The sequence below is a fragment of the Akkermansia muciniphila ATCC BAA-835 genome (assembly GCF_000020225.1).
Taxonomy (GTDB): Bacteria; Verrucomicrobiota; Verrucomicrobiia; order Verrucomicrobiales; family Akkermansiaceae; genus Akkermansia; species Akkermansia muciniphila.
Genome location: NC_010655.1, coordinates 431,014 through 445,856 on the forward strand (window position 1 = coordinate 431,014; position 14,843 = coordinate 445,856).

Consider the following 14,843-nt stretch of genomic DNA (forward strand, 5'->3'; position numbering starts at 1 on the left):
CTACAGAGCCTCTTTCCAAGAAAAAAGAAAGGCTTTCCACATCCGTAAATAAACGTCTCCGCGCGCAATCTTCACCTTCCCGGAAGACGGATGCCGCCGATCCGCCCGCTGGAGCAGTTCCAGCGTGTCCAGCCCCAGCCAGGCGGGCAGGACGGTGGAAAAACGCAGCCGCCCGTTCCGCAGAGATTCCGCGTAAAACACGCCTTCCTTCAGCCAGCGTTCCGCGCGGTCCAGCCATGGACGGTCATCTGGGGCAGGCAAATAGCTTCTTCCGCGGGCGAGGTCTTCCTCCCGGTCACGCAGGATATTCACCAACTGCAGCCCCATGCCATAGTGCCTGCCCCAGCGCAAAAGCTGCTCCTCCGGCTGCGTGCTGAAGCCCGGCCCCTGGGCCAGCAAGCCCAGCCTGGTCCAGAATTCCCCTACGCATCCGGCCACCATGTAAGTATAATGTTCCAGCTGTTCCGGGCATGAGACGGCAGCATGGCTTTCAAAATACATCAAATCCCACGCCTGTCCCTCCACGATGGAGGCCAGCACCTGCCGCACCAGCATCCGTTCATGCGGGGAAAGGTTTTCCAGCAGCGCCAGGCATTCGGGGAAACGGGCCAGCAATTCCGCCTCCCCCCGGTGCGTCTGGATTGTGGAAAGAACGCCCAGACGGCCAAAACAGGTGGCGGCAACCTCCCGGGAGGCAGAGCCGGCCACCGTCTCCCCCATCATCCTCAAAAGCGCCAGGCGCTCCCGGCAATCCATGTCCACGGCATCCGCCACCGTATCCGTGGCACGCGCCAGCAGATAGCCCACGGCCACGCCGGGGCGCATTTCCCGGGGCAGGAAGCGCATGCTCAGATAAAAGGACCGGGAGACGGCCGATAAAAGATGGTCAAGGCCTTTCATGATTTCTGCAGGCCCAGCCTGTGCATCTTATAATGGAGTACCCGCGGGGAAATGCCCAGTTCCCGGGCCGCGGCGGACATATTGCCCGGAGAACGTTTCAATGCGGCTACAATCAATTCCCGTTCAAAGGAATCTACCATGGTCGGCAAATCGGCGGGAGCCTCCCCGTCACGGGAATAAGGGACGTCATGGCTGGGCATCTGGAGGGAGGCGGGAAGGTTGTAACCGTAAATGCAGTCGTCCTGCGCCGTAATGACGGCACGTTCCATGCAGTTTTCCAGCTCCCGGACGTTGCCGGGCCAGTGGTAAGCCATGAGCATGTTGATGGCGGGGGTGGACAGCCGTTTGATATCCTTTCCGTATTTCAGGTTGAACTTGGAAAGAAAATGTTCCGCCAGCAGCATGACGTCCCCCTTGCGTTTGGAGAGGTCCGGCATAACGATGGGGAAAATGTTCAACCGGTAGTACAAGTCTTCCCGGAACTTGCTCGCCGCCATCAGTTCCTCCAGATTGCGGCTGGTGGCGGCGATGAAGCGCACGTCTGCATGAAGCTCCCTGTTGCTTCCCACGCGGGAAAAGGTCTTTTCCTGAAGAAAGCGCAGCAGCTTCACCTGCATCTGGAGGCTTAAATCCCCGATTTCATCCAGAAACAGGGTGCCGCCGTCCGCCGCCTCCGCCCGGCCGATGCGGCGGCTGGTGGCCCCGGTAAAAGAACCCTTTTCATGACCAAACAGCTCGCTTTCCAGCAGGTTCTCCGGCATAGCCGCACAATTCAGCGTGACCAGCGGCTTATCCTTTCTGCCGCTCAGATTCACCACGGCGCGCGCCACCAGTTCCTTCCCCGTCCCGGAACTTCCCCGTATCAGCACCGTGGCATCGCTGGGCGCCACCTGGCGGATCTGTTCATACACCTGGAGCATAGTGCTGCAATTGCCGATCAATTCGCCCGGATTAGTCGTCAAAAGCTCCCGCAGTTTTTCATTTTCCGCGACCAGGGCGGCACGTTCCTCATGCGCCTGGAGGCTGGCAGCCAGAGCATCCCCAACAATATTGCCTACAATCTCCAGCAGTTTCTGATCCCGTTCCAGGTCGGTGTCCCGGTCCACGGCACGGTCAATGCTCAACGTGCCGATGACCTGCTGCAAATGAATGATGGGAACGCAGATGAAGGCTACTTTTTCACCGCTTTTGCGCGTGCGGGTACGGTTCAGGAACCTGGAATCCCGGGAAATATCCTCAATCACATGGGGCCTGCCCGTTTCCGCCACATGCCCCGTAATGCCTTCCCCCACATGGTAATGGCCGCGTTTCATTTCCTGCTCGTCCAGGCCGTGGGAAGCTTCAATCATCAAATCGTTCCCGCGGCGGATGGTGAACGTGCCGCGCAGCATTTTCATGCGGCGGTAAAGCACGTCCAGAATATGCCGGAGCAAAGCCGTGCCGTTGCGTTCATTGACAATGGCGGAGCTGATTTCTTTCAGCACGACCATCTCCAAATCCGGTGACCTGTTTATTTCATTCATGCAATCCGGGGCTGGGCGAATATTAACCGCACGCCCCCGCCATACCAACTACTTTTTCTTCCACCACCATGCAGCCGGGCAAAAAAAAACGGCACGGGGAATATGGATAACATCCCAGCAATTAATGTTGATGATATTACGAACGGGGAACAAAAGATTTTTACAAAAATGTAATATACATCCCTTGTTTCGTTCCGTTTTACATGCCCACGTCTCCGCCGGACTCCCGTTTCATCATCTCCGTGATAACCTGGAACAACGCGTTGCGGTACAGCACGCCGTCTAGCCGACCGGTATTCTTCCAGACCACGGGAAAGGCGGGCAGATGGGTTTGTTCAAACAGCTTCAAGGCATCCGTCAGATGGGTGCCGGCGTCCAGCACGGGAGCCCCCGTACGAACCAAGGACCCGGCATCGGCCGGAACCGCCCCCTTCCGCTCCTCCATCTGCCGGCGGACCGCCAGAAAGTCCTCCGGATAGATGGCCCCTTCATAAATTCCATCCTTATTCACCACAAAAACCAGATCTCCGGGATTCCGCAGCATCAGGGAGGAGACATCATCCAGGGAAGCATCCGGGGCCACCTGGGGCACCACGTGCCGCGCCAGGTCATGCACATGGACTTGCGCCATGGGCAGGTTGACGACGGACGCCGGACTGCCGGCCAGGCTGGCGGCATACATGGAACGCGCGCGAATCAGTTTTCCCGTGCCATAAGCGCTTACGACACCGATCAGCAAGGGATAAATCATCTGTCCGCTCATGGAAAACTCCACCACCATCACCAGGGCCGTCAGGGGGGCCTGGGCAGCTACGGCGAAAAAGGACGCCATCCCCACCATCGCATATGCCACCGTATGGTTGCCCTCCATTCCCAGGGACGTCAGAACCGTACTGAAGATAAAACCCACCATGCTCCCCACGTACAGGGTGGGCGTCATGGCTCCGCCCACCGTACCGCAGCCGAACACCACCGCCACGGCAGACACCTTCACCAGAAGCAGGACGAGCGCCTCCCGCGTGCCGTAATCCTCATGGACCAGCCCGGTAATGAGAGCCTGACCGTTGCCCACCACTTCCGGATAAAAAACGGCCAGAATCCCCACGACCAGCCCGGCGGCCGCCAAACGCAGCGGCAGAAGGGACTGGCGGCCATTCAAATATCTGGCGGCCGCATCCAGCAAACTGACCCATCCCCTGGCCGCCACGGCCGCCGCCGCCCCCAGGGCGATGCACCAGAGAGACTGGGAAAAGACAGTAAAGCTTTCAAACGGGGAACTGTACAAAGGGGAGGGATCCCCCAGCAGATGCAGCATCACGAACCCGGTACAGGAGGCAATGAGCAGGGGGGCCAGAATATCCATGCTCACGGTACCGATGATGATTTCACTCACGAACAGGCAGCCGGAAAAAGGGGCATGAAACGCCGTCGTGAACCCGGCTGCCGCTCCGCAGCCGACCAGCAGACGGAGCCGCGGAATGGATACGTGCAGACGCTGCCCCACGGTAGACGCAATCAGGGCGGAAGACTGGATGATAGGCCCTTCCTTGCCGATGGCCGCGCCGGAAGCGATGCTCCATGCCGCGGAAAAAACTTTCAGGGCGGAGGCCCGGAACTTGATCAGCCCGTTCCCGATGGACATGGCCTCCATGTATTCCATAGCCTGCCCCGGCATCCTTTTCTTCAGGAACAGCAGAATGCAGCCGGCCACCAGGCCGCCCGCCACCGGAATAAACATGCGCCATTCCGGCTCCACCAGGGAAAAGGTTCCTACGCGGGAATCCGACCAGATGCCGGTGAGCATCCACTGGATCACTTCCACCATCCACTCGAAAAACAGAGACATGCAGGAGCCCACCATGCCGACGAGAACGGCCCATACATAAGTAACCTGCCTTTCCCCCACCTTCCAATGATGGAACAGTTTTAAAATCCATCCGTACCAGACGGAATCCGGCGGCTGGGACTGGGGGAGTGGAGAATTCATAGAAAAGAAGGCAATACTATTCCATTGTGACAAAAAAATACCTCCGGCTGTTCGATACGGAAGAAAAAACTGCCCAGCCCCATGCCCCTCCGGAGCCAGAGAAGATTTTCAACGGATACGCAGACGGCTCTTACGGCCCCCCCTTCGGGGCCTGGCCCCCGCGCCGGTAGTCAGAACGTATATTTCAAATTGACGCCGTAATAGAAATCATCCCCCAGCCCCTTTTGCTTTACCACGGTCAGCGCCTGGCTGTAATTGGTGAACAATTCCACAGTCAGGCGCCCGGTAGCACGGAAAGTAACGCTCAGATTATAATCCAGAGCATTGGAACCATGGTGCACCACCGGGCCTACGTACCCCCCATTGTAACCGTAGCGCACTACGGCATCCACCCGCACGCAATCAGCTATTTCTTCATGCATCCCCGCAAATACGGCATAATAACCGCGGAACGTATGGTTGTTATACTGCCAGTACAGGTCCGCGCCGCCAAACCAGCGGTCGGAAAAATGGTAGGTCGTTTTCAATCCGGGACGCGGGATTCCCTTATCTCCCGGAAAAACAAAGCTGTGCTCATACCAGGGCATGACCGTCCAGTTGCCCAGTTCCCTGACGTAGTCCAGCCGGTATTTCAGCTCCGCATGATTCCGGTGGTCCGTGGAAACGCCGTACCATATTTTTCCCACCCACTCTTTATACTGTATTTCAGGAACAAACATGCAGAGAGAACCGTCCCACAAGTCCAAGCCCTCGCACTCGTACTTGCTGGCCCACCCCGCCTGAAATCGCAAATAAACACGCTCATCCGCAGGACCGGCCAGGGAAAGGGGGTGGGGGCATGCCGTCTTCAGGTGGTAGGACTGTTCCTGGCAGACCGCCGTCGCCCAGGCTCCGGGACACGCCAGCATACCGGTGTAGGCCGCCAGCGACAACAGAATTACGGTATTCATTTTCATATTGGTCATGGCTGGAAATTTTTCTGAAACGGCATATCCGGAAGCGGCGCCATCCATGCGTACCCGCATCCCGCTTTAGCCGTAAACGGATACTACGCCCGCACCCGGACAAATACCTTCTAAAGATGAGACCAGCATGAAAAAACAATATTCAGTTCCAAGAGCCAAAAAAACGAATTCCCCATGAAAGATTGTGTCAGCAGTCTTTGTACTTATAACCGTGTCCATGAAATTCATTATCCCCGCACTCGCCCTGTCCGCCTGCCTTCCCGCAGCCTTCTCACAAGAACAAATCATCCCGAAACCGGCGGAAATCACATTGTTCACAGGAAGTCCGGCCCGTCTCACACCGGATTCCCTCATCATCACGGAAACACAGGACAAAGCTTTCCTGGATCAGGCAGGGCAATTGCAGCAGATGCTCAGCGCAGGGACGGGACTCCCCCTTCCCCTTAAACCGGCCGGGCAAGCGTCGAAAAAAGCCGCCTGCATTGTCATCAAAAAAGACCCAGCCCTGGCCGCCAGGGGAGAAGAAGCCTACTCCATCCAATCATCCCCAAGTGGAATCATCCTTTCCGCAGCCGATGCCAGGGGCATCTTTTACGCGGGGCAAAGCCTGGTCCAGATGATGCCCTCCGTCTTCCACGACCGGACGGGGGATAAATCCGCCGTCCGGTGGAATATTTCTGAAACTCCGTTCCGCATAACGGACTACCCGCGATTCTCCTGGCGGGCGCTGATGATTGATGAAGCACGCCACTTCTTTGGCGAGAAAACCATTAAACAGATCATCGACCAAATGGCTCTGCTGAAAATGAACATCCTGCACTGGCACCTGACGGACGACACAGGATGGCGCATTGAAATCAAGAAGTATCCGCGCCTGACCTCCATCGGCTCCAAACGCAGGGAATCAGAAATCGGCACATGGAACAGCGGCAAGTCAGACGGAACGCCGCATGAAGGCTTTTATACCCAGGAACAGATCAGGGATATCGTACAATACGCAGCCCGCCGAAACATCACCATCGTTCCGGAAATTGAAATGCCGGGCCATGCCAGCGCCGCCGCCGTAGCATACCCCTTCCTGAGCCTGAAAACTCCCGGGGAAGTGCCCACAACATTCATCGTCAATACGGCCTTCGATCCCACCTCGGAAAAAACTTATGCCTTCCTGTCCGATGTTTTGGATGAAGTCACGGCGATCTTCCCCGGCAGAATCATCCACATTGGCGGAGATGAAGTGCGCTATGACAAGCAATGGAAGGGGGTTCCGGAAATTGAGGAATTCATGAAAAAAAACGGCATGAAAAGTTATGCGGACGTCCAGATGCATTTCACCAACCGCATGTCCGGCATTATTGCCCAAAAAGGGCGCCGCATGATGGGATGGAATGAAATTTACGGACATGACGTCAATGGGGACGGAGGAGGAAAAGCCGGCGCCAAACTGGATACAAACGCCGTCATCCAGTTCTGGAAGGGCAACACCAGCCTGGCTAAAAACGCCATCCGGGACGGGCATGACGTTATCAATTCCCTCCACACCTCCACCTATTTGGATTACAGCTACGGCAGCATTCCCCTGCAAAAGGCATACGGGTTCGAACCCGTTTTCCCCGGGTTGGAGAAACAGTACCATTCCAGAGTCAAGGGACTGGGCGCCCAAGTATGGACGGAATGGATTTCCACACCGGAACGCCTGCACTACCAGGCATTCCCCCGTGCCTGCGCCTTTGCGGAAGTCGGCTGGACTCCCGCTGGTAAAAAGGATTTTCCGGATTTCAAAAAACGCTTGAAAGCGTATAGCGAGCGTATGGATCTGATGGGGATCAAGTTTGCCCGGAACGTCATCAGCCAAATAGACAAATCTGACTTTTTCAATACGCCCAGGATCGGCACATGGACGCCTGCCACCCTGACCCGGGAGGAACATTCGTTTGACGTTACCAAACTGGTCAAAGCGTCCGGCAAACACACCGTCACCCTGCTGTACGACAAAGGCGCCCACGCCATCGAAATCGAATCCGTAGCCCTGTATGAAAATTCCCGGGAAGTCTCCCGGGACGCCCATGCAGGCAGAAGCGGCGCCCATAAGGAAAATATCCAGTACATTCTGAATGCCCCGGCCCCTAGGCAAGGAGCAACCTATACGGTCAAAGCAAACTTCAAAGGGGCCGGAGGCCGGGATTCCCACGGGACAGTGTATTTTGAAACGCCATAAAAACACCGCCCCCGCCCCATACCAGAAACAGCAGGGGGGGCTTCACACAGAGCCCCCTTTACTCCAACAAACGGAGCACAGCATCCGCAGACTCATGGTTACGGACACGAGCCTTTCAGTATCATTGGCCTCCCAAGGGCGCCGGCATGTCTTTTCATAGAGGAAGACGCCCCTTTCCATCAGGTGGCACGAAATTGATACTTTAACCCACAGAAAGGCTTACCCTGAAATCAGCCTTGCCTTAACAAGGCTCCGGAGGTCGTTGCTTGCGAACCTCCGGAACCTGAACAACCGTGAATCGGCGGAAGATGATTTTCATCCGGGAAAGCCAGACGGAATTTACATGTTATCATCTACCACTTTTTCCACATACTGGAAAAAGATGCTTCCGTCCTCCCCGCTGATTCCATAGTCTCTGACATCCTCAATATTCGCATTCTTGATTCGGGTAATAATATAGACTTTGGAGTACAAAATCCCCCATTCCCCATACTTTTTCTTATCAAACCAGATATGGTGGTTATAGTATGGTTCAAAATAGATGGTGCCTCCGTCTATCGGATCGGAAATCGGGCCGGAATATTTGACAACAATATGGCTGATTCCCTTGTAACACCATTCCCTGCCGCATTGAGGATTTTTGGAAAGGGTGGTGCTCATTTCAATGGTGGTGTCCATGACATCATAGGACAACCTATCCTCATCATGGTATTTGATTCCTTTTTGAGGCAGATTGAACTGATTTTTGATGATGACTCCATCATAAATGAGACGTCCCCCTTTCCATTCCGTCTTCTGCGGCACTGTTTCCCCTTTCAAGAGACAGATTCCTGAGAGAGAAACCATTATTGCACAGGCAATTTTATTCATTGTTATTTTCTACTTTGTTGTTGTTTCAGCAATTCCTTATTGAGGAATTCTTTCATTTCCTGAACAGTTTTTTCAGGAGGGGTCTTCGCATCGTCCCGATACTGCCTCCAGTCGATGCGCAGCTTGGCCATCAGGCGCAATTCGCTGAGAGAAAAAGGAACAGTACCCGGGGCATTCGGCATGAAATCCCGGGACCTGTTGCCAATATAATAAATCTGGCTCTGCTCCCAAGAACGCTTCATGGTCTCATCGAAGGAAGCTCTCACACGGTCGTCGCTTACTCTGGCTTCCCACTGGAGGCAGTCCGCCAGACAACCACCCTCGGCCCGACTCTTCCGGGCCTGCCGCCACAGGGAAAGAATATACCTGTTCTGAAGACTGCACGCAGCCGGAGTAAGGTACTTGCGCGTATACTGCAACTCATACAGAGGCTTGCACACAGCCTTTTCCCTCTGTCCCAGAGTAGCTCCACTCACCCTTTCCGGAGTGGGGACAATACCGGCCAGAGCACCGGATACGTAATAAGGCAGTTCCTCAGGCATTCGAATTTCCCACGGTATTTTTTCATTCACAAACACGCCGTTTAAAATGGTATTAAAGGAACCGTTCCGGCAAATACGGAACAGGTAAATCCCCCCTTTCCTGCTCATGAACCTTTTATAAACCCCGGACCCCGCAAATCTGGAAACGCGTGTGCGCGCCTCCACCGGGTAGGAATACCACTGCTCCATGGATGCAGCAAGTTCCTTCCCCCAATTATTCTGTTCTCCTATCGCAAGATCCCCCTCAATATTGAACTGGAACACAAGGGGAGCGGTGGAAGGGTGCCTTCTGGCTTCCACCACGTAATCCCGCCTGGATTCATTGGTGAGATAACCGTTGGGATTGTAAAAATACAGGGCTATTTCATGGACACCTTCCGGCACCTCTACGGCTACCCATATATCGGGTCCGTCCACAAAGCCCGGATACACTTCTCCGTGGTCATCCCACTCCGCCTCTGTCCGCACGGAATCCGTAGGGTCGAAAAGAACGTTGCGGTTATCATTTTCCTTGATGCTGTGCACCCACCAGCGCAAAGCGTCCCCTTTCTTGCGGTTGAGCCCCATCAGCCCCTGAATCCAGTAGGGAGACAAGGCCCCCTTATATCCGGGATGTCCGGGAACGGAAGAAAGAGTACGGAACTTAATAGGCTTGGCTTTGAATTCGGAATTGCTCATGGGGGCATTCGTGGCGCACAGCGTGGCACGCGTGTGCCCGTACTTCCCGCACCAGTCCCCTTTTGTAGTCCAGTCCTCCCCCCGGAACACAATATTCTTCCCCGCATGCGCATCGGACCCCAGCCTTTCCAACCTTCTGAGCACCACAGAAGGCTCCTCCATCTGCGCCGGACGAGGGAACGGGACTTCATTGTCCATCTGTTCCCTGTCCAGTTTATAAGCCAGAGTCCCCTTTTTCAGACGAACAAAGCCCCGTCCGTATGTCGCCGCCCAAACACTCCCGTCCTGAAGCGCCAGCAAGGAAGGAACATCCACGTTTTCCAGCCCCTTCCTTATTCTCTGATTCACCGTCATTTTTTCAGCATCCAGAACATCCACTCCCTGCATCCGGTAGCCGATGAAAATTTCCTTTTCCTGCTGGATAATGGAAGAAATAAAATCTTCAGACAACATTCTGGAATTCGACTCCCCCGGCACCGCAGTCTTCCGTGCGGCAGAACCATACAGATGGTTGTTTTTCTGGGCATAATCACGCCCTCTCATATAACGCCAAGAACTAATGCCGTTACTGTACGCCAAGCCTGAGCAGGTACCTACCAACACCTGGCCCTTATCCGTACAAGTCAAAACATTGCAGATATTGGAAGGCAAACCATCACCATACGGCTGGTACGGCTGACGGGCGAATTGCCTGTTATCCCAGTACCAGGGAGCCTGAACATTTTTCCACTGCATATACTTTGACTGGCGCGAAGAGCAGGATACCCCGCCGCAAGCATAGGCCAGCCACAAATTCCCCCTGGTATCAAAACCTGCGGAAGCCGCCTGGTCTTCCACCAGGCCGGTGGACCTGTCCAGCGTCTTCCATGAATCGCCTGCAGGATCGTAAATGGATACGCCTCCGGATGTGGTGACGGCCACCTCCCCGGAAACGGGAGAAATGGCCAAAGCATAAACATGCTCTCCATTCAGGGCATTGCTGCGGTCATACATCTTCCATTCCCTTCCGTTAAAAACGGCTACGCCGCTGTCATCCGTGCCCGCCCAGATGCGCCCCTGCCTGTCCTCCGCGATACAGGTGAAATTCTTTCCTTTGGGGAAACCGGAATAATAATCCATATTAAGCCACGATTTTTCATATGTCCGGTCCCCAATCTGAAGGCGGTAAATGCTTTCTTTTTCTCCTACGGCCCAGATGGAGCCGTCGCCAGCTACCAGCGTGCCGCGAATAAAACGGACCGGACATTCCGGAAGTTGCTCCGGTATCTGGACGGTTACAACCTTTCCTGCCGCCCACGCCCCCAACAAAAGGAAAATCAACACAAATGTCCCTACGAAGTGTTTGAATTTAATCAACATAACCAACTATCTCCTGATTATTACAGGATAATATTATCGGTTTTTATCACTGTCAACACCATTTTCAATTTATTGTCAAGTTTATCCAAATAAAATACGGCATAATCCGTTTAGAATTATACACATAAACCATTTAATATATGTTAGTTATATTAAAAACATCAATTCCAAGAAAATCCTCACTAATACTTTTTTATGCTTGGATGGGAAAATACAGGGAACAGGCCTGATAGCAACGTCCGGCATTCCGTTTTTTCAACATGTTTTCCCCGGTTATTCTCTGATTCAAATTTCAAACCTACCATGCGTTTCCCCATATAAAGTTATATTTACCGGCCTTTTTTGAGGCAGGAGAATAAACACAGCTCAAGATCCGAAGGAGAAGCCATCTACTCTTCCGAAGCGGCAATAGGAGGCAATATGGACGTTCCCGGAGGAGGGCTTCCCGATGATGGCCAAAGAAAAAGAAAGTGTTGTCCTCACCAACACGAACAATTCTTCCGGACCTGATTCCAGCAACCAGTTCCGGCATAGTCACGCAGCACCCTTCCGACCATGAATGAGGTATTGCTTCATAAAGCGGGACTGACGGTCAACTGTATATTAAAGCCACCAAAGGAAAGGAGGGAGGAACCAGTCCGACAGGCGGAAAAGAAGAAAGCGAAGACAAAAAAGATGGAATAAAGCCCCCGGTTTTCTCCCTAGATGGCCTATCCGGGCGATGATAATAGCGGTCTGCAGGTTTCTGTTGAGCCCCAAGCCGGGGGTATGAAACACCGCCTCCCTAAAAGATACGGCCAAATTCACGACAGATAGAATTATGCCGTCCCGTACGTTCCTTCCTCATACCCAGGTGCCAATTATTACTTCTAGATAAAAGGGAAAAACGAACCTCCCTGACCTATCCAACCCCTCCGGATTATTTCTGGAGAGGAAGGTGTTCCGTTCCACAACAAAGAAAAGGAACATATCATTCTGCATCCGGCCCATAGCAGAACAGCCTTTCCGCCCCGGATTACCTCCCTGGGGCTGTTGAATACCCTGCTGAAATATCGAAACGTATCAAATAAACACTTATTAAAGCTCCGCAGCCGTCAGGTCCACGCACAAACCTTGACAACTGCGGAGCTGCGCTTACACACACTTATTCATCCAACAAAAATCGCTCAGCAGAGCTTCTTCCATCAGGAATGGTGGAAAGCCGTTCCTTCTTCCGCCGTCATCGGAGAAGAGACCGGGTGTTTCTCGAAGAAAGAGAGCATGCGCTTGTAGTCTTCCAGGAACAGGTCTGCCAAATCTTTGGAGAAGCCCTGGCGAACCATGACGCGCATCACCACCGTATCCTGACAGTTGGCAGGGAGCGTGAAGGCGGGCACCTGCCAACCGCGGGTTCTCAGCTTGTCCGAAAGGTCAAAGAGCGTGTAGTTCGCACGGGCTCCATCCTTGATGAAGAAGCAGACGGCGGGAATACCTTTTTCCGGATCGCCCGTACAAATGAATTCATACGGCCCCAGTTTGGAAAGCTCATCTGAAATGTACTTCGCTACTTCGTAGGCCTGTGTATGGATGTTCGTATAGCCTTCCTTGCCCAGTCGGATGAAATCATAATACTGGCAGATAATCTGTCCGGCCGGTCGTGAGAAGTTAATGGCAAAATTGGGAATTTCCCCGCCAAGATAGTTGACATTGAAGATCAACCCTTCAGGCAGTTCGGAAATATCTCTCCAAACGACCCAGCCCACTCCGAGCGGAGCCAATCCGTATTTATGGCCGGAAGCACTGATGGACTTGACGCGGGGAATGCGGAAGTCAAAGACAAGATCCGGGGCGCAGAACGGAGCAAGGAAACCGCCGCTGGCTCCATCTACATGGATGTCAACGCTGATGCCGGTCTTGTTTTCATAATCATCCAGGGCCTTGGCAATCTCCGCCGGCAATTCATAAGCACCCGTATAGGTCACTCCGAACGTGGGAACCACAACGATGGTGTTCTCATCAATCTGTTCCAGCATCCGGTCAACATCCATCTTCCATTTTCCGGGCACCATCGGGATTTCACGCATTTCAATATCCCAATAGCGGCAGAACTTGTGCCAGCAGATTTGGACAGGGCCGCATACCAGGTTGGGCTTGTCAATGGGTTTGCCGGCGGCTTTCCGGCGGGCTCTCCAGCGCCACAGGGCGGCCATGCCTCCAAGCATGCATGCTTCACTGGAACCGATAGTGGAACAACCAATAGGCTTTTCATTCTGGCTGGCATTCCAAAGATTGGCAATAATGGCAGCGCAACGCATCTCAATAGCGGCTGTCTGGGGATATTCATCCTTGTCAATCATGTTCTTGTTAATGCTGAGATTCATCAGCATCCTGACCTGCTTTTCATCCCAGGTCTGGCAGAAGGTTGCAAGATTCTGGCGGGCATTGCCGTCCAGCATCAATTCATCGGACACCAATTGGAAAGCGTCCTCCGCGCGCATTGCATAATCCGGGAACTCATCCTTGGGGAGAAGGTTATCTGCTTCCGGAGAACCGAAAATGGAATTTTCCGCCCGGGCTGTATCGGGTTTTTGATTTGGATCAAACATGACGGTATCTATTGTTTCATCGTTTCCGGGCCAACCGTGAAAGGCAACCCGCATGAAGGATAGAAGCACCCGAGAATAAAAGCGTTCATATTTCCATTGTCATTATCCTAGGTATAATTTTCCCGGAAAAACACAGAGTCGAGATTTATTTCATCATTCATTGATGACTAAAAATTATTTAATTGCAAATATCTTTATAAAAACTCGCCAATATCTCCAGATAACTTTATGTATGACATCTCCATATTATGACAGTTAAGAGAAACGGACGTTTTCGGATGCAATTCCCAGACGGGATAATGTGTTACCCCCTATCTTAACAATACAACATCCATTGGAAAAAACTGTGTCACGGACTTTTACGGTTCCTGATGCTGAGGCGTGCATGCGCATTTTCAGAAAGGGAAAAATACGGATTAACCCGAATTTCCATCAAAAAAACTGCTGCACAATAATAAAACCAACATCGTGGAATCTTCCCCGCTTTTCCTGATGAGCAACTTCTGGTGCAGACAGGGGGAAGAAATACCCAACCTATACCGGGTTAATGCCGTGGCAAGTTACACCCTTTTAAGCCACGGCTGGCAGCAGAGGTACCTTCTCCCCCTCCCTGCACTTTTTACCCGGTCAACAGGTGGCATTCCTTCAAGATTACTCCCGTTCAATTTTCCGGAAGGTATCCTTCACATAAAGTACATGCGGATAAAGAATGGAATCCGGAGCTACTTTGGGATGATTGAATTCCGCTATTTTTCGCATTCCAACACGTTGCATCACAGCTTGTGAAGGGAAATTCACGCAAGCAGTAAAAGAATATACCCTGTCAAAGCCGAATCGTGCAAAACCATGTTTCAGGCATGCACGGGCGCCTTCCGTAGCGTATCCGTACCCCCAGGCTTCCGGCACAAGCCTCCAGCCTATTTCCACACACGGTGTAAAGTCCGCTTCAAAATCAGCCCAATGAAAGCCGAGAAGTCCGATCAAGGAACCGGAATGTTTCAATTCCACTGCGTACAATCCATACCCTCTTTCATCCAGTTCTTTCCGTATACGGTTCCACATGGAAAGAGAATCCTTTTCCGTCATGACACCGGGAAAAAAACGCATCACCTGGGGATTGGCGTTCATAGCCGCAAAAAAAGGCCAGTCTTTTTCCCGCCACTCCCGTAACACCAGGCGTTCAGATTCCGGCAATGACAGTTTTCCTCCCGGCATGGCC

9 protein-coding genes are annotated in these 14,843 nt (G+C 53.1%); 1 reads left to right on the top strand and 8 read right to left on the bottom strand.

The window, feature by feature from the left end; genetic code table 11:
* From AMUC_RS02040 to AMUC_RS02055, 4 genes are all read right to left on the bottom strand, one after another.
* A complete protein-coding gene (locus AMUC_RS02040) occupies positions 1–900 on the bottom strand; it encodes a phytoene/squalene synthase family protein (RefSeq protein ID WP_012419419.1) in 900 nt (299 codons plus the stop codon).
* A complete protein-coding gene (locus tag AMUC_RS02045) occupies positions 897–2,423 on the bottom strand; it encodes a sigma-54 interaction domain-containing protein (protein WP_012419420.1) in 1,527 nt (508 codons plus the stop codon). The genes AMUC_RS02040 and AMUC_RS02045 overlap by 4 nt, the downstream gene beginning before the upstream one ends.
* Positions 2,424–2,622: 199 nt before the next feature.
* Entirely contained in the window at positions 2,623–4,410 is a 1,788-nt protein-coding gene (locus AMUC_RS02050; protein WP_012419421.1) for a chloride channel protein, read from the bottom strand.
* Between the two features lie 170 nt (positions 4,411–4,580).
* On the bottom strand, positions 4,581–5,375 hold the full coding sequence (locus tag AMUC_RS02055; protein WP_143246147.1) for a hypothetical protein: 795 nt from the start codon (positions 5,373–5,375) through the stop codon (positions 4,581–4,583).
* A gap of 217 nt (positions 5,376–5,592) precedes the next feature.
* On the opposite strand from AMUC_RS02055, the gene AMUC_RS11765 reads away from it, so the two are divergent.
* On the top strand, positions 5,593–7,590 hold the full coding sequence (locus tag AMUC_RS11765) for a beta-N-acetylhexosaminidase (RefSeq protein WP_012419423.1): 1,998 nt from the start codon (positions 5,593–5,595) through the stop codon (positions 7,588–7,590).
* Positions 7,591–7,929: 339 nt separating this feature from the next.
* Here AMUC_RS11765 and AMUC_RS02065 read toward each other — a convergent pair whose 3' ends face one another.
* From AMUC_RS02065 to AMUC_RS02080, 4 genes are all read right to left on the bottom strand, one after another.
* Positions 7,930–8,268, bottom strand: a complete 339-nt coding sequence (locus tag AMUC_RS02065; RefSeq protein WP_128191307.1) for a hypothetical protein — start codon at positions 8,266–8,268, stop codon at positions 7,930–7,932.
* A 194-nt stretch (positions 8,269–8,462) separates the two neighbouring features.
* Complete coding sequence (locus AMUC_RS02070) at positions 8,463–11,039, bottom strand: ligand-binding sensor domain-containing protein (protein ID WP_012419425.1); 2,577 nt, start codon at positions 11,037–11,039, stop codon at positions 8,463–8,465.
* Between the two features lie 1,184 nt (positions 11,040–12,223).
* On the bottom strand, positions 12,224–13,624 hold the full coding sequence (gad, locus tag AMUC_RS02075; protein ID WP_012419426.1) for a glutamate decarboxylase: 1,401 nt from the start codon (positions 13,622–13,624) through the stop codon (positions 12,224–12,226).
* Between the two features lie 651 nt (positions 13,625–14,275).
* Positions 14,276–14,839 (bottom strand): GNAT family N-acetyltransferase, encoded by a 564-nt coding sequence (locus AMUC_RS02080; RefSeq protein WP_012419427.1) that lies wholly within the window; start codon positions 14,837–14,839, stop codon positions 14,276–14,278.
* Between the last annotated feature and the right edge of the window lie 4 nt (positions 14,840–14,843).

Excerpts from the sequence above, each read along its gene's own strand:
- AMUC_RS02050 (WP_012419421.1), bottom strand. The coding sequence starts at position 4,410 with ATGAATTCTCCACTCCCCCAGTCCCAGCCGCCGGATTCCGTCTGGTAC.
- AMUC_RS02055 (WP_143246147.1), bottom strand. The coding sequence starts at position 5,375 with ATGACCAATATGAAAATGAATACCGTAATTCTGTTGTCGCTGGCGGCC.
- AMUC_RS02080 (WP_012419427.1), bottom strand. The coding sequence starts at position 14,839 with ATGCCGGGAGGAAAACTGTCATTGCCGGAATCTGAACGCCTGGTGTTA.
- AMUC_RS02040 (WP_012419419.1), bottom strand. The coding sequence starts at position 900 with ATGAAAGGCCTTGACCATCTTTTATCGGCCGTCTCCCGGTCCTTTTAT.
- AMUC_RS02045 (WP_012419420.1), bottom strand. The coding sequence starts at position 2,423 with ATGAATGAAATAAACAGGTCACCGGATTTGGAGATGGTCGTGCTGAAA.
- gad (WP_012419426.1), bottom strand. The coding sequence starts at position 13,624 with ATGTTTGATCCAAATCAAAAACCCGATACAGCCCGGGCGGAAAATTCC.
- AMUC_RS11765 (WP_012419423.1), top strand. The coding sequence starts at position 5,593 with ATGAAATTCATTATCCCCGCACTCGCCCTGTCCGCCTGCCTTCCCGCA.
- AMUC_RS02070 (WP_012419425.1), bottom strand. The coding sequence starts at position 11,039 with ATGTTGATTAAATTCAAACACTTCGTAGGGACATTTGTGTTGATTTTC.
- AMUC_RS02065 (WP_128191307.1), bottom strand. The coding sequence starts at position 8,268 with ATGGACACCACCATTGAAATGAGCACCACCCTTTCCAAAAATCCTCAA.